Genomic DNA, 15,742 nt, shown 5'->3' on the forward strand with positions numbered 1-15,742 from the left:
CCGGACGAGCGCCCGGGCCGGCCGTTCCCCTTCCGGACCGCCTTTGGCAGGCCTGCCGCCCGCCCGTACAATGGCCGCTTTACCGTTCACACCACCGGCGCCCGCCGGTGCGTCATTGCGAGTTCCCGATGGAAAAGAGTTTCGAGCCCCGCCCGATCGAGTCGACGTGGTACGCCCGCTGGCAGGACAGCGGCGCATTCCGCCCATCCGGGCAGGGCGAGCCCTATTGCATATTGCTGCCGCCACCCAACGTCACCGGCACGCTGCACATGGGGCACGCCTTCCAGCAGACGGTGATGGACATGCTGGTGCGCTACCACCGCATGCGTGGCTTCGACACCTTGTGGCAGGTCGGTACCGACCACGCCGGCATCGCCACCCAGAAGATCGTCGAGAACCAGCTCGCCAACGAGAACAAGACGCGCCACGACCTCGGCCGCGAGCCGTTCGTGGAACGGGTGTGGCAGTGGAAGGAGGAGTCCGGCTCCACCATCACCAACCAGATGCGCCGGCTGGGCGTTTCAGCCGACTGGTCGCGCGAGCGCTTCACCATGGACGAAGGCCTTTCCGCCGCGGTGCGCAAGGTTTTCGTGGAGTGGTACCGCGCCGGCCTGATCTACCGCGGCAACCGGCTGGTGAACTGGGACCCGGCGCTGGGCACCGCCGTGTCCGACCTGGAAGTCGACAACGAGGAACGCGACGGCCACCTGTGGTCGATCCGCTATCCCGTTACTGATGCGACCGGCACCGGCAACGACGAGAGCATCGTGGTCGCCACCACCCGGCCCGAGACCATGCTGGGCGACGTCGCCGTGGCGGTGCATCCGGAAGACGAGCGCTACGCCCACCTGGTCGGCAAGACCCTCACGCTGCCGCTGACCGGCCGGCAGATTCCGGTGATCGCCGACGACTACGTCGAGCGCGAATTCGGCACCGGCTGCGTGAAGATCACCCCGGCGCACGACTTCAACGACTACGCCATCGGCCAGCGCCACAAACTGGCGCCGATCACCATCTTCACGCTGGACGCCAAGGTCAGCGACAACGCGCCGGCAAGCTACCGCGGCATGGACCGCTACGACGCACGCAAGGCCGTGCTGGCCGACCTCGAGGCCCAGGGCCTGCTGGTCGAGACCAAGCCGCACAAGCTCAAGGTGCCGCTGAGCCAGCGTTCGGGTGCGGTGATCGAACCGATGCTCACCGACCAGTGGTTCGTCGATCTCACCCGCGACACCCTGGACGACGGCCGTCCCGGCGGCCGCAGCGCGATCACCGCGCCGGCGCTGAACGCCGTGCGCTCGGGCGAAATCAAGTTCGTGCCGGAAAACTGGAGCACCACCTACACCCAGTGGCTGGACAACATCCAGGACTGGTGCATCAGCCGCCAGCTGTGGTGGGGGCATCGCATCCCCGCCTGGTACGACGAGGCCGGCAACATCTTCGTGGGCGAGGACGAAGCCGATGCGCGGGCGCATGCGACCACTCCGCCGGTGGGCGCACTGCGCCAGGACGACGACGTGCTCGACACCTGGTTCAGTTCCGCGCTGTGGCCGTTCTCGACGCTGGGCTGGCCGCTAGACGGCCCGGTGACGGACGCCAGCGGCAACGTGGTTGCCGACTGGACGCACGATCGCATCTACCTGCCCAGTGCCGTGCTGGTCACCGGTTTCGACATCATCTTCTTCTGGGTCGCCCGGATGGTGATGGCGACCAAGTACTTCACCGGCAAGGTGCCGTTCCGCGAGGTCTACATCAACGCCATCGTGCGTGATGCCGAAGGCCAGAAGATGTCCAAGTCCAAGGGCAATACGCTGGACCCGCTGGACCTGATCGACGGCATCGAGCTGGAGCCGCTGGTGGCCAAGTCCACCCGCTCGCTGCTGATTCCGCAGGTGCGCGAGAAAGTGGAGAAGCGCATCTGCAAGGAATACCCAGACGGCATCAAGCCGATCGGCACCGACGCACTGCGCTTCACCTTCGCGGCACTGGCCAGCTACAGCCGCACGATCAATTTCGACATCAAGCGCGCCGAGGGCTACAAGGCGTTCTGCAACAAGCTGTGGAACGCCGCCCGCTTCGTGCTGATGAACATGCCGGAGGGCGACATCGCAGCCCCGGCCGGCGCGCCGGCGACCGAGGCCGAGCGCTGGATCCTCACCCGGCTCAGGCAGACCCTGGGCGAGGTCGAACAGCACTTCGTCAGCTACCGCTTCGACCACCTGGCGCAGTCGATCTACGAGTTCGTCTGGAACGAGTACTGCGACTGGTTCCTGGAACTGTCCAAGCCTGCGCTCAACGGCGACGACGCCACCGCCGCGGCATCCACCCGCCACACCCTGCTGGTGGTGCTGGAAGCGGTGCTGCGCGCGCTGCATCCGATCATCCCGTTCATCACCGAGGAAATCTGGCAGGAACTGCCGCTGCGTTCCTCGCCGCGCATCGGCGCACAGCCCGCATCCGCAGCGAAACACGCAGGCGAGCTGCTGATCGACTGCCGCTACCCGCAGGCTGCCGACTTTGCGGCCGACGAGATCGCCACGGCCGAGATCGAATGGTTCAAGGCGGTGCTGTCCGGCATCCGGAAGATCCGCGCCGAGATGAACATTCCGCCAGGCAAGACCATCCCGCTGCTGTTCGGCGACGGCGACGCCACGGATCGCGAGCGCGCGGCCAAGTTCGCCGCGCAGATCGCCTTCCTGGCGCGCGTGGACGCACCGCAGTGGATCGAACCAGGCACCGACGAACCGGCCACGGCCGCCGCGGTGGTCGGCTCGCTGCGCGTGCTTATTCCGCTGGCCGGACTGATCGACCTGGATGCCGAGAAGGCCCGCCTGGCCAAGGAAGTGGCCCGCATCGAAAGCGAGATCCGGAAGTGCGAGGGCAAGCTGGGCAATGCGAACTTCGTCGCCAATGCACCGGCCGAGGTGGTGGCACAGGAGCGTCAGCGCATCACCGACTGGACCACCCAGTTGGCCGCACTGCGCGAGCAGGCCGCCAAGCTGGGCAGGTAAGGCCAGGGGTTGCGTCCGCCGGACGCAACCCTGCTCTCGCGGGCTTTGCTACACGCTCGGCTTGACCAGCTCCAGCGTCATCACGATCGCGTCCTCGCGGCCGTCCTTCGCCGGGTAATAACGCGGGCGTCGGCCGATCTCGTGGAAGCCGGCCGACACGTAAAGGTCGTGCGCCACCGGGTTGGACGGACGCACTTCCAGAAACACCTGCTGCGCACCGTTCCAGCGGGCAATGTCCAGCAGGCGGCGCAGCAAGTGCCGGCCCAGGCCGCGACCGCGCCAGTCCGGCCCGATGCACAGGTTCAGCAGGTGCGCCTCGCCGGCACCAATCGACAACACGCCATAGCCGGCGACCGCACCGTCGACACACAGCACCCAACATGGATGGCCGGCGCGCAGGCAGTCGGCGAAGATGCCGGCTGTCCATGGAAATTCGTAGGACGCGGTTTCCAGTGCGTGGACCGCCGGTAGATCCTCGCCGCGCATCAGCCGCATCTCCGTCGATGGACGTGCTACCGCGACCATGGATCAGCCCCCGGAAACGGCCAGCGCACGACGCAGGCTGCGCAGCGCGCTCCACAGGCGGCGCTTGCCGTCCGCCCCCGCCAGCACGCTGGCCGGCGTATCCGCCAGCACGATGTGGGCACGGTGCATGGTCTCGGCCGGCAGGTCGCGGCCCAGCGCATGCGCCTGTGCCTCACCCAGCGCCAGGTAGGCGCGGGCATGCGGAATCCGCACTGGCGCCGTACCGATCTCGATGCGTGCGGCCCGCGCCAGGACCGGGCCGAGTGCGCGGAACGCACGGCCCAGCAGGTCCAGTTCCCGCGCGGCGCAACCAGCCGGCAGCAGTACCACGCACTCGGCATGGGCCAACGCATCGGCGGATGCAACAACGGCCTCGCCCTGCCCGGCAGCCGGCATCGCGGGCTGGCGCAGTTGCCATGGTGTGATGTCCATGGCGCGCAGCAGACGCGCACGGTGCGTCGTCGCGGCGGCCATCGCCGTGCTCACGCCCCGCTCCGCTGCAGGCGCCGGCGGCTTGCCACACCCCACAGGGTCAGCGCCGGACCGGACAGCAGATAGATCGAGAACACCACGAACAGCACCCACGGCGGGTCCAGGAACAGCAGCACCAGCAACAGCATCGCGGTGACGATCCACGCGAACGGCACGTGGTCGCCCATCGGCAGCGACTTGAAGCTGTAGTAGCGGACCCGGCTGACCATCAGCAGACCGACCGCACTGGCCATGAAGGGCATCACGAAGCACAGGTCGTTGCCGCTGATGCCGACGACCTGCATGCACCATACGAAGGACATGCACACCGCCGCCGCCGCCGGACTGGCCAGGCCCTGGAAATAGCGCTTGTCGATCACCCCCACCTGGGTATTGAAGCGCGCCAGCCGCAAGGCGCCGCACGCGGCATACAGGAACGCCGCGGACCAACCGATCTTGCCCCACAGCGGACCGTATTCGCGCAGCCCGGCCAGCGACCAGTTGTACATCACCAGGGCCGGTGCCAGACCGAAACTGACCAGGTCGGACAAGGAGTCGTACTGCACGCCGAACTCGCTCTGCGTGCCGGTAAGCCGGGCCACCCGACCGTCCATGCCGTCCAGCAGCGCCGCCACGAACACGGCGATGGCCGCGTCGGTGAAGCGCCCGCCGATACTGGCCACGATCGCATAGAAACCGGCGAACATCGCACCGGTGGTGAACAAATTCGGCAGCAGATAGATGCCGCGGTGCCGCGGCCGCCGTACAGGCGTACTGTCGCTCATGGACCAATCCGTGACGGAATGCGCGCAGTGTAAACCATTCGCCGCTTGAGTCCCGGGCTCACGGGTTGTTAACTAGATGGAGTGCGGGTAAACCTGTTCCGCCATGCCGGCATGTACCGGATGGTCGTCACGTCGTACAGCAACCCGCAGGACCACACCGAATTTCGATGGAGAACGCCATGCGCCGCCTGTCCCTCGCCATTGCCTTGCTGCTGATCGCGCCCCTGGCCTGCGCTCAGGTGTACAAATGGACCGATGCCCATGGCACGGTACACTATTCGCAGACGCCTCCGCCGACCGGCACCAAGTACAGCCGGGTCAACATCGAGGACTCCGGCGCCCCGATGGCTGCGTCGAATGTATCTTCGGAAACCGAAGGCCCGTCGGACCAGAGTCCGCCGCCGTCCGGAAATCTTCCGGTGGCTGACACGCCGGCCAACCGCGCCAAACTGTGCAACTCGCTCCGGAACAACCTGAATCTGTTGAAGAGCACCCGCCCGGTGGTGATGAATACCGGCGGCAAACGCCAGCTGATCAACGCCGAACAGCGCAAGCAGCAGCTCGACGACGCCAACGCGCAATACCAGCGCTACTGCTCGAATTGACCGGTCCGGCCGCACGGTGATTCCGCGCCGCGTGATCCGGGTATGGCGCCGCTATAATCGGTGTCTTTAACCTCCCGGATCACGCCCCATGCGCCTCAGCCAATTCCACCTGGCCACCGTCAAGGAAGTCCCTGCCGACGCCGAACTCGCCAGCCATCGGCTGATGTTGCGTACCGGCATGATCCGCAAGCTGGCAGCTGGCGTTTATACCTGGAGCCCGCTGGGTCTTCGCGTATTGCGCAAAGTGGAACATGTCGTGCGCGAGGAAATGAACCGCGCCGGCGCCATCGAAATGCTGATGCCCACGATCCAGCCGCAGGAGTTGTGGGAGGAAACCGGTCGCTGGCAGAAGTTCGGCGGTCAGCTGCTGAAAATCAAGGATCGCAAGGAACAGGGTTTCTGCTACGGCCCCACCGCCGAGGAAGTGGTCACCGATTTCGCCCGCAACGAGCTCAACAGCTACAAGCAGCTGCCGGTCAATTTCTATCAGATCCAGACCAAGTTCCGCGACGAGATCCGCCCCCGTTTCGGGGTGATGCGCGCGCGCGAATTCCTGATGAAGGACGCCTATTCCTTCCATCTCACCCAGGAATCGCTAGGCGAAACCTATCAGGCCATGTACGACGCCTATTCGCGCATATTCACGCGACTCGGCCTGACATTCCGCGCGGTGCAGGCGGATACCGGCGCCATTGGCGGCAATGCCAGCCATGAATTCCAGGTATTGGCCGAATCCGGCGAAGACGCCATCGCATTTTCCGACGGTTCCGATTACGCCGCGAATATCGAAAAGGCCGAAGCGCTGGCACCGGCCGGCGAACGCCCGGCAGCAAACGCCGAACTGGCGCGCGTGGAAACGCCTTCGCAGAAAACCATCGACGAGGTCAGCGCGTTCCTGAAAGTCGCCCCTGCGCAATGCGTGAAAACACTGCTAGTCAAGGGCCGCGACGGCCTGGTCGCGCTGTGCCTGCGCGGCGATCACGAGGTCAACGAGATCAAGGCCGGCAAGCTGCCCGAACTGCCCGAGGAATCCGTGCTCGCCAGCGAACAGGAGATCCTGGCCGCGGTCGGCGCGCGGCCCGGCTCGATCGGCCCGGTTGGCCTGCCCGCATCCATTCCGGTCATCGTCGACCGCAGCGCCGCCGTGCTGGCCGACTTCGTCTGCGGTGGCAATCAGGACGGTACCCACTACGTCGGCGCCAACTGGGAACGCGACGCGCGCATCACGCGCATCGAGGACATCCGTCAGGTCGTCGATGGCGACCCCTCCCCCGACGGCAAGGGCACGCTGCACCTCGCACGCGGCATCGAAGTGGGTCATGTCTTCCAGCTCGGCCGCAAGTATGCCGAGGCACTGGACGCCACCGTGCTCGACGACCAGGGCAAGGCACAGGTGATGTCGATGGGCTGCTACGGCATCGGCATCAGCCGCATCGTCGCCGCCGCCATCGAGCAGCGTCATGACGACGCGGGCATCCGCTGGCCGGAAGCCATGGCGCCCTGGCGCGTGGCCGTCTGCGTGATCAATCCCAAGCGCGATGAAGCCGTTACCGCAGCCGCCGAATCGCTTTATCGCGAACTCGCTGCGCATGGCGTGGAAACCGTGCTCGACGACCGCGGTCTGCGCCCGGGTGCGATGTTTGCCGACATCGAACTTATCGGCATTCCGCACCGCGTGGTGGTCAGCGAGCGCGGTCTTGCCGCCGGCACGCTGGAATACCGCGCACGCGACGCCGAAGAAAGCCAGGCGATTACCCGGGACCGGTTATTCGAGCTGCTCGGCTAAACCATCTTCCGGACCACATGAAAGCGACCGCCATGGCGGTCGCTTTTTTTATTTATCCGAAGTACATGCGATGTAGCGAAATCGGCCCATCGCAGACGCGAATTTCATCCATGGATCCGTTTAATTAACCATTAGACCATTGCAGTTTCTGATTATGGCTTTGCAATTCAACGCGTCTTCGGAGAGAATCAGCCCCACCCAAGGACGGCCCATTAATCAAAAAACATGCTGTCCGGTTTCACCCCATCTACTGGAGTCATTTCATGGCCATCGATATTAAGAACCTCAACCATAACCAGCTCAACGAGCTGATCAACAAGGCGCAGGTGCGCCAGGGCGAGCTGCGCAAGGAAAAGGTCGCCAAGCTGCGCGAGAAAGTCCACGCGCTGATCAAGGCCGAAGGCTATACCTTCGAGGATATTTTCGGCGGCGCCCGCGCCAAGCGTCGCAGCACCGGCACGGTGGCCCCGAAGTATCGCAATCCGGCCAATCCGGAGCAGACCTGGTCCGGCCGTGGCAAGCGTCCGCGCTGGTTCAACGACGCCCTGAAGGCCGGCAAGAAGGAAAAAGACCTGGCGATCTGATCGCCACCGTCAGGCAGACCCGACGCCGGCTTGCAGCCGGCGTCTTCATGTCTGGCTGCATCAAATGTCTGGCCGCCGGACGGCGGCCAGACGACTCACAGCGATCGCCGCGGCGCTACCAGCAGTTCGCCGAACATCAGTCCGGCCACCAGCGCGATAAGCAGGGTCACCAGCAATACGCCGGTATCCATGCCCAGTTCGGTACTGCGCTCCAGCAGATAGGAAACACTGCGGAAACCCACGCTGCCCGGCACCAGCAACAGGATGCCCGGCTCACGCACCACCGCACCCGGGCGATGCGCATAGCGCGCATAGGCATTCGCCAACGCACTGAGCACCAGTCCGCCGACGAACACACCGAATGGCGCGGCCGGCAAGCGGCCGGATATCTCGCCGCCCCAGCGGGTCGCCAGATAACCAACCACCACCGCCATGATCACCACCGGCCAGTCGCGGCGCGCGGCACGGAACAGCATCGCGAAGGCGACGGCGGCCACCAGCAGCGCCGGGTAATCCATCCAGCCCGGCAGGGGCGGCAGCACGAAGTCGCGTGCATTGATGCCGAACGCTGCACACAACTCGGACCCCGCCAGTGTGCCGAAGGCCAGCTTGAGCAGGGTGGCCATGGCACCACCCATGCGCGCCATGCCGGAGACCAGGTGCTGGCTGGAGATTTCGCGCACGGCCGTGGTCAGCGACATGCCGGGGACCAGCACGATCAGGCTGGAAAGCACCACCGACTTGATCGCCAACGGCTCCACCAGTGCACTGAACGCGATCGTCACCGAGGTGGCCACCAGCGCGCAGATGGCGTCGCTGGCCACCGATAGACGCGGCCGGGTCGCCGATAGCATGGTGATCCAGCCGATCAGCACTCCGATCACACAGGCCACCAGCACATCGAGCCACGAGCTGTGCAGGAACAGCGCCGCCACGCTGGCCGCGGACAGGCCATAGCTGGCGATGATCTTGGCCTGCTCGCGGCGCGAGTCGGGCAGATCCAGCGCCCGCAACTGGCGGAAGCCCTCGCGCAGGTCCAGCTTGCCTTCGATCACCAGGTCGGCGATGTCGTCGGCACGGCACAGCTTCTTGAGGTTCACGTCGCCGGGCGACAGCCGTACCACCTGGGTCACCTGCGCCAGCCCCTCCTCGCCCTGCGCCAGGTCGGCAAAGGAAATGATGATCGCCGTGGGGCTGGACCACACTTCGGCATTCAGGCCCAGCCGCTGGGCCACGCCCGACACGGCGATTTCCAGGCGCGGTGCCGATGTGCCGTACTTGTGCAGCCGGCGCGCCAGCTCGACCAAGAAGGCGATGCGCGTGTTCAGCGCCGCCATGGTCGGCTGCAGCAAGGGGGCGACGTTGCTCATGACCGGCCACCACGGAGGCGATGCGGAACACGGCTGTTCACGAAAGGAAGGAGGCAGGGCGACATGCGGCTAGTAAAGCCGATTTGGACGTCCATGCCTATCGTCCCGACGATGCCCGTCGGCGGCTCAGTCTGCGGCGCGCACCACCAGCGTGGTGCCGTCGACAGCAGTCACCTCGACCGCACTGCCCACCGGCAGGTCCGGGCCGCTGACCAGCCACTGGCCATCGCCCACGCGGGCCTTGCCGCGACCGTTGACGATAGCTTCCGCCAGCACATAGCGCTGACCGATCATCTGCTCAGCCCGCCGGTTCAGGCGCTCGGCCGACGGCTCGCGGGCGCGCAGGCGTGGCCGTAGCCAGATGGCGTAGACCGCGCAGGACGCAAAGGCGAGCAGCGCGAACATCACCGCCTGCAGCAGCAGCGACATGCCCGGAACGATCCACAGCAGCACGCCCATCGCCGCCGCCGCGATGCCGATCCACAACATGAAATACCCCGGCGCAACCACTTCGACGACGATCAGCACCAGCGCAAGGACCCACCACAGGTCATGGCTCATCAGGTTCTCCGGCATGAAGACTTCATCGGATAACCGCCCGACTGCACATCGAGCGACGGGACTCAGCCAATCGACGGCGGGTTGCGCGGCCGGGGCGGCGTGCTGCCGGAGGAAGTGGCCTGCTGGCTCACCGCTTCCTTGGCCAGCTCGGCAATGCCCGCCAGCGAGCCCAGCACACCGGTGGCCTCCACCGGCAGCAGCAGCATCTTCTGGTTGGGCGACTGTGCCAGCACCTTGAGTGCCTCGACGTAGTTGTTGGCCACGAAGTAGTTGAGTGCGTTGACGTTGCCGCCGGCAATCGCCTCGGAGACCATCGTGGTGGCCTTCGCCTCCGCTTCGGCCGAACGCTCGCGCGCCTCGGCGGCACGGAAGGCCGCCTCGCGCTTGCCCTCGGCAGCCAGGATCGCCGACTGTTTCTCGCCATCGGCCCGCAGGATCGCCGACTGGCGCATGCCCTCGGCCTCCAGGATATTCGCCCGTTTCTCGCGCTCGGCCTTCATCTGCCGCGCCATCGCATCGACCAGGTCGCGCGGCGGCGCGATGTCCTTGATCTCGATGCGGTTGACCTTGACGCCCCATGGGTGGGTGGCTTCGTCGACCACGCGCAGCAACTGGGCATTGATCGCGTCGCGCTGGCTCAGCGACTCGTCCAGGTCCATCGAGCCCAGCACCGTACGGATGTTGGTCATCACCAGGGCCAGTGCAGCCTGTTCCAGGTTGGCCACTTCATAGGCCGCCTTGGCCGCGTCCAGCACCTGATAGAACACCACGCCATCCACGCGCACCACCGCGTTGTCCTTGGTGATGACATCCTGCGACGGCACGTCCAGCACCTGCTCCATCATGTTCATCTTGCGGCCGACCGCCTGGTAGACCGGAATCAGGAAATGCAGCCCGGGGGTCAACGTGCAGGTGTAGCGCCCGAACGTCTCCACCGTCCATTCGTAGCCCTGCGGCACGATGCGCACCAGCTTCACCAGCACGACCACCACAAGCACGACCAACACCAACGCGATGATGCCGCTGCCCATGAACCGACTCCTTCCGATTGAGAGTCTGCAGTATAGGCGAGCTGCCGGTCCGCGCCTGTTACGTGATTACGTAACAGCAGCCCTGGCTCAGGCCGGCTGTAGCGGCAGCAGCAGGGTGACCCGCAGGCCGCCTTCGGCACGGTTCGCCAGGGCGATCCGTCCACCATGCGCTTCGGCGATCTCGCGCGCCAGCGCCAGCCCCAGCCCGGTGCCGGAGCGCTTGGTGGAGTAGAACGGCAACAAGGCCTGGGCCAGTACTGTCTGGCTCATGCCGGGACCGCGGTCGGCTACCTCGATGCGCACATCGCGAGCGACGATCGCGATCGCCAGCGTCACGTCGTCCGTGCCGCCCTCGGTCGCCGCTTCGTGGGCGTTCTTGACCAGGTTGATCAGCACCTGCTCGACCTGTGCCGGGTCGAACCAGCCCGGCTGTTCGGGCAAGGCGCCTTCCAGCCGGAACTGGCAATGCAGGGCCAGTGCATCAAGGAAGCCCGGCCACGCCACCGCCACATGCCGCGGCGTCGGCAGCTTGGCGAAGCGGGCGTAGCCGTCGATGAAACCGTGCAGATGCCGCGCACGCTCGCCGATGGTGGCGAACACGCCGGGCAGGCGCTCCAGGTTGCCGCGCCGCGCCAGCTCCGCGCCGGAGTGTGCCAGCGACGAGATCGGCGCCAGCGAATTGTTCAGCTCGTGGCTGACCACACGGATCACGCGCTTCCACGCCGCCACTTCCTGCCGCGACAGCTCGCGCGTCATGCGCCGGAACAGCCTCAGCCGGTGCGGCCGGCCCTGCAGCCGGAACGCCCGTTGCGACAGATGGAAGGTTTCCTCGCTGCCCTCCATCTCCACGGTGAACAGCGCATCTTCCTGGCTTTCCACCGCCACGCGCAGGGCTTCCGGGGTGTCGCCCAGCAGCTGGGCGAACGACAGTCCGTTGAGGCTGCGGCCCTCGTTGAACAGGTGGCGTGCGGCGATATTGGCGTAGGCCACGCGATCGCCCGCATCGGTGAGCACCAGCGCGACCGGCGTGTTCTGCACCACCGTGTCCAGCAGCAGTTCGCGCTGCGCCAGGTGCTGGCGCTGCTCGCGCAGGGTCTGCCCCAGCTCGTTGTGCATGCGGATCAGTTCGCCCAGCTCGTCGCGACGGCGCACGGCGATCGAGAAACTGAAGTCGCCATCGCGATAGCTGGCCACCGCACCTTCCAGGGCGCGCAGCAGGCGCTTCAGCGGCCCCATCACGCCGTGCGCCAGCCACCACGCCAGCGGCAACAGCAGCAACAGGCACACCGCCAGCACACCATAGACACCGAACGTGGCCGGACCACGCAGTTCCATCTTCAGGTCAGTGTGCGCCCACGCGATGATCTGCGGCAACGGCCACTGGGTGATACCCGCGTAGAGCATGGCACCGCTGAGACCGGCCAGCGCCAGCAGGCCGGTCAACCGCCCTTCCAGCGAATTCAGACGACGCATGCCGACGCCCTCCAGCAGGCGGAATGCGGCACCGGGCCGCTCAGCGACATGCACAATCCATCGGCGCGAGGCCACTTGTCCGATACATCCGCATGGGCACTCCAGGCAACAGCGACACGTTTCTATCTACACCAGCCGGGTTCCGACAGCCACTGCCGAAAGCCCGGATCATGCCTGCGCGTGCAGCCCGTAGCGTTCCATCCGCCGGTACAGCGCCTGGCGCGACAACCCCAGCGACTGCGCGGCACGGCTGATCACGCCACCGGCCTTGTCCAGCGCGGACTCGACCGCCTCGCGGCTGGGCTCGTCCAGGTTGCGCGCGGCAGCGACCACGTGCTGCGGCAGGTTGAGCCGCTCCGGGGTCACCACACCGTCGGGCGAAAGCAGGGCCGCCCGCTCGATCGCGTTCTTCAGCTCGCGCACGTTGCCCGGCCACGGGTAGTTGACCAGCGCCTCGCGTGCCGCGTCGCTGAGCTCGCCGCGCCCGTCGAGGAAATGTTCGGCCAGCGGCAGGATGTCGTCGACCCGCTCGGCCAGCGGCGGCAAGTTCACTTCGATCACGTTGAGCCGGTAGTACAGGTCCTCGCGGAAGGTGCCGGCCTGGATCATCGCCTTGAGGTCGGCATTGGTGGCGCTGAGCACACGCACCTTCACCTTGCGCGTGCGACCAGACCCGAGCCGCTCGAACTGGCCTGTCTCCAGCACGCGCAGCAGCTTCATCTGCCCGGGCAACGGCAGGTTGCCGATCTCGTCGAGGAACAGCGTGCCGCCGTCGGCCAGCTCGAAGCGCCCTTCGCGGGCCTTGTTCGCGCCGGTATAGGCACCCGCCTCGGCACCGAACAGCTCGGCCTCGATCAGCTCGCCCGGCAGCGCCCCGCAGTTCACCGCGACGAACGCGCCCCGCTTCACCGCCGAGTTGGCGTGCACGATCGCCGCGATGCGTTCCTTGCCCGCGCCGTTGGGGCCGGTCACCAGCACCGGCACATCCGAGCGTGCCACCTGGCAGGCCAGTTCCAGCGTGCGGGCCATCGCGTCGGAAGCGAACACCAGCCCGTCCAGGTCGTACTGCTGTTCCAGCGCATCGCGGCGACGGCGCCGCTCGCGTCGCGCGCGACTGACCTCGCGGGTCGACTCCGACAGCTCCAGCAGGTTTTCCACCGTGGCCAGCAACTTGCTGTCGTCCCACGGTTTGGCCAGGTAATCGGCGGCGCCGGCCTTGACCAGTTCCACCGCGGTCTCCAGATGGGTCCAGGCGGTCAGCAGGATCACCGGCAAGTCCGGATACTGCTCGCGGATCGCACGGAACAGCGCCACACCCTCTTCGCCCGAGGTGGTGTCGGCACTGAAGTTCATGTCCTGGATCACTACGTCCACGCGTTCGCGCGCCAGTGCGGCCAGCCCTTCCTGCTGGTTGAGCGCCGTCAGCGGTCGGATGTCGTGAAGCGACAGCAGCAGCGACAGCGCTTCGCCGACAGCCGGGTTGTCATCAATGATCAGTACGCTACGCATTCGTCGTCTGCACATGCCGCAATGGATGCAGCCCAGGCCAAAAAGGTTGCCATGACTTTCGGCATCAGAGAACCCCGCCGTGCGACGCCGCAGCCGCGAGCGGCGGTTCCGCGCCGTCGAACCACTGCACGCGGATGCCGCTGACCGCGCCAATATGCGCGTGCCGGCTCACCCACAGGGTGCCGCCGCGCTGCGCCACGATGGCGCCGTCCACGGCTACGCCGGGGCCGATCACCAGCACCGGCAGTCTCTTCCAGACATCGTCGTCGGGACTGGTGGAGGGTTTCGGCTTGTCCAGCCGGATGCTGCCGGCGACATGGGTGATGCCGCGCAATTCGATCCGCCCGGAAACCGTGCGGATCGAACCGCCGATCTGCGCGTCGGTCGCCTGCACGTTGGCGGTGTAAGTGCGCAGGTCGCCGCCCACACGCGCGCCACGCGCCAGCGTCACGTTGCCGTCGACACTGGCCAGCACGCCCCTGCACACCGATTGCCGACCCAGCATGACCCGGCCATCCACCGTCTTGATGGCATGCGCCGTGGCCCAGTCGTCCAGCGTCACGCCGCCATCGACGCTGCGTATCTTGCCGGCATGCGCGTGCGACAGCACCTGCACCGCGCCGTCCACCGCGTAGATCGGATGCGGCAAGCTGCCTGCCGTCACCGTGGTCGCCCGGTCGATATGCATCGTGCACCCGCCGCAGGCCACCAGGGCCAGCAGCCATCCCATTCGAACCCGTCCCCTCATCGCCATCTCCCTTGCTTGCGCATTGTCGTGTTCCACACAGATCCCGTCATCACACCGATCGTGTCGCCACCACCGGCGGCACGCGTGCCGCGCGCAGCGCCGGCGACAGCACCGCCAGCTGACCCAGCAGCAACATCAGCAGCGCGCCGTATGGCAGGTAGGTCCAGGGCAGCCGACTCAGTTCGTAGGCGTGCATCAGCCAGGCATTGCCGACATAGGCCAGCGCCATGCCCAACACCACGCCAAGCCCCACGATCAAGGCGTTCTCGACCAGAAAGTAACGCAGGATATCCACCCGCCGCGCACCGAGCGCGCGACGAATGCCGATTTGCCGCGTGCGCTTCTGTACCCAGAAACCGGTGAGCCCCATGATCCCGATCACCGTCACGATCACCACGGTCAGTGCCACCCCGGCGAACATCCACAGTGCCGCACGCCGACTCTTGAACACCGCCGCACGATGTACGGCATAGAACTCCGCGCGCGGCTTCGTGCCAACCGGCAGCAGGGCGCCGAACTGGCGCTGCAGCGCCTTGCGTATACCGCGCAGCGCCGCTTGGCGCATCGACGGATCGACCCGCACCGCATAGAACAGCCATGATGTCTTGGCCACGCGTTGCGGCAGCAACACCGTGTTGTCGGCACGCCCGCGCGTCGCCATGCCCACCTGGTTACGCAGCAGATGACGCACCACGCCCACCACCTGCCAGCCCGGGTCCTTGTGATCGCCGGGCGCGCGCAGCACCCCGCCCAGCGGCGACGCCTTGCCGAACAGCTGGCGCGCCATCGACTGAGTGATGATCACCGGCTCCAGCGTCCCCTTGCCCTGGTCCGTACCGATATCGCGATATTCATCGGGACGGAAGTTGCGACCGCTGACCAGTTGCAGTCCCAGCGTATCCAGCAGGTCGTAGCCCTGGTATCCATTCGCTCCGAGCTTGACTCCCGTCGGTCCCTGCATGGCCACCATATAGAGATAGTTGGCGATCATCGGCAGTCCATTTGCGGCGCTAACGGCACGCACGCCCGGTACTTCGCGCAACGCCTCGGTGCCGGCCTGCACTTCGGCGGCAGTCCAGGGCCGTCCGGGCGAAGGCAGGTGATCGACCAGCACCAGATCAGCCGTATCGACCCCGCTGGGCGCGAGCATCGGCGCCAGTTGCTGCCAGGTCAGGAACAACACATTGCACAGGATCGCGCAGGCCAGCATGACCTGCAGCAGCACCAGCAGCGGCATCAGGCTATGCCGACGCAAGGTGGAAACATGGATGCGCAGCGACATG

General features: G+C 66.3%; 14 protein-coding genes. 4 read left to right on the forward strand and 10 right to left on the reverse strand.

What is annotated here, in order from left to right; translation table 11 throughout:
* Positions 1–128 precede the first annotated feature (128 nt).
* Complete coding sequence (locus RA164_RS12195; protein ID WP_329741119.1) at positions 129–3,011, forward strand: valine--tRNA ligase; 2,883 nt, start codon at positions 129–131, stop codon at positions 3,009–3,011.
* A gap of 48 nt (positions 3,012–3,059) precedes the next feature.
* Here the strand turns inward: RA164_RS12195 and rimI are convergent, their stop codons facing one another.
* The 3 genes from rimI to pssA are packed head-to-tail and all read right to left on the reverse strand — an operon-like array spanning position 3,060 to position 4,792.
* Positions 3,060–3,536: a ribosomal protein S18-alanine N-acetyltransferase gene (gene rimI, locus RA164_RS12200; RefSeq protein ID WP_329741120.1), complete on the reverse strand. Its 477-nt coding sequence runs from the start codon at positions 3,534–3,536 to the stop codon at positions 3,060–3,062.
* Between the two features lie 3 nt (positions 3,537–3,539).
* Entirely contained in the window at positions 3,540–4,022 is a 483-nt protein-coding gene (locus tag RA164_RS12205; protein ID WP_329741121.1) for a hypothetical protein, read from the reverse strand.
* A complete protein-coding gene (gene pssA, locus RA164_RS12210) occupies positions 4,019–4,792 on the reverse strand; it encodes a CDP-diacylglycerol--serine O-phosphatidyltransferase (RefSeq protein ID WP_329741122.1) in 774 nt (257 codons plus the stop codon). The genes RA164_RS12205 and pssA overlap by 4 nt, the downstream gene beginning before the upstream one ends.
* Before the next feature lie 179 nt (positions 4,793–4,971).
* Here pssA and RA164_RS12215 point away from each other — a divergent pair, with 179 nt between their 5' ends.
* The 3 genes from RA164_RS12215 (at position 4,972) to RA164_RS12225 (ending at position 7,767) form a co-directional block, all read left to right on the forward strand.
* Entirely contained in the window at positions 4,972–5,397 is a 426-nt protein-coding gene (locus RA164_RS12215) for a DUF4124 domain-containing protein (RefSeq protein WP_329741123.1), read from the forward strand.
* An 88-nt stretch (positions 5,398–5,485) separates the two neighbouring features.
* Positions 5,486–7,183, forward strand: coding sequence for a proline--tRNA ligase (locus RA164_RS12220; protein ID WP_329741124.1), 1,698 nt, complete (start codon positions 5,486–5,488; stop codon positions 7,181–7,183).
* A gap of 263 nt (positions 7,184–7,446) precedes the next feature.
* On the forward strand, positions 7,447–7,767 hold the full coding sequence (locus RA164_RS12225; protein WP_329741125.1) for an H-NS histone family protein: 321 nt from the start codon (positions 7,447–7,449) through the stop codon (positions 7,765–7,767).
* A 95-nt stretch (positions 7,768–7,862) separates the two neighbouring features.
* Here RA164_RS12225 and RA164_RS12230 read toward each other — a convergent pair whose 3' ends face one another.
* The 7 genes from RA164_RS12230 to RA164_RS12260 all read right to left on the reverse strand — a co-directional run bounded on the left by RA164_RS12230 (position 7,863) and on the right by RA164_RS12260 (position 15,741).
* Positions 7,863–9,137 carry a threonine/serine exporter family protein gene (locus RA164_RS12230; protein ID WP_329741126.1) on the reverse strand — a complete coding sequence of 425 codons (1,275 nt, stop codon included), beginning with the start codon at positions 9,135–9,137 and terminating at the stop codon, positions 7,863–7,865.
* 126 nt (positions 9,138–9,263) lie between these two features.
* Positions 9,264–9,698, reverse strand: a complete 435-nt coding sequence (locus RA164_RS12235; RefSeq protein ID WP_329741127.1) for an NfeD family protein — start codon at positions 9,696–9,698, stop codon at positions 9,264–9,266.
* A gap of 62 nt (positions 9,699–9,760) precedes the next feature.
* Positions 9,761–10,729 (reverse strand): SPFH domain-containing protein, encoded by a 969-nt coding sequence (locus tag RA164_RS12240; protein ID WP_329741128.1) that lies wholly within the window; start codon positions 10,727–10,729, stop codon positions 9,761–9,763.
* A gap of 87 nt (positions 10,730–10,816) precedes the next feature.
* A complete protein-coding gene (locus tag RA164_RS12245; protein ID WP_329741129.1) occupies positions 10,817–12,202 on the reverse strand; it encodes a sensor histidine kinase in 1,386 nt (461 codons plus the stop codon).
* A 168-nt stretch (positions 12,203–12,370) separates the two neighbouring features.
* Positions 12,371–13,711 carry a sigma-54-dependent transcriptional regulator gene (locus tag RA164_RS12250; RefSeq protein WP_329741130.1) on the reverse strand — a complete coding sequence of 447 codons (1,341 nt, stop codon included), beginning with the start codon at positions 13,709–13,711 and terminating at the stop codon, positions 12,371–12,373.
* Between the two features lie 64 nt (positions 13,712–13,775).
* Entirely contained in the window at positions 13,776–14,441 is a 666-nt protein-coding gene (locus RA164_RS12255) for a DUF4097 family beta strand repeat-containing protein (protein ID WP_329741131.1), read from the reverse strand.
* A 67-nt stretch (positions 14,442–14,508) separates the two neighbouring features.
* Complete coding sequence (locus RA164_RS12260; protein WP_329741132.1) at positions 14,509–15,741, reverse strand: ABC transporter permease; 1,233 nt, start codon at positions 15,739–15,741, stop codon at positions 14,509–14,511.
* Between the last annotated feature and the right edge of the window lies 1 nt (position 15,742).

Source organism: Dyella sp. A6, assembly GCF_036320485.1.
GTDB lineage: Bacteria > Pseudomonadota > Gammaproteobacteria > Xanthomonadales > Rhodanobacteraceae > Rhodanobacter_A > Rhodanobacter_A aluminiiresistens.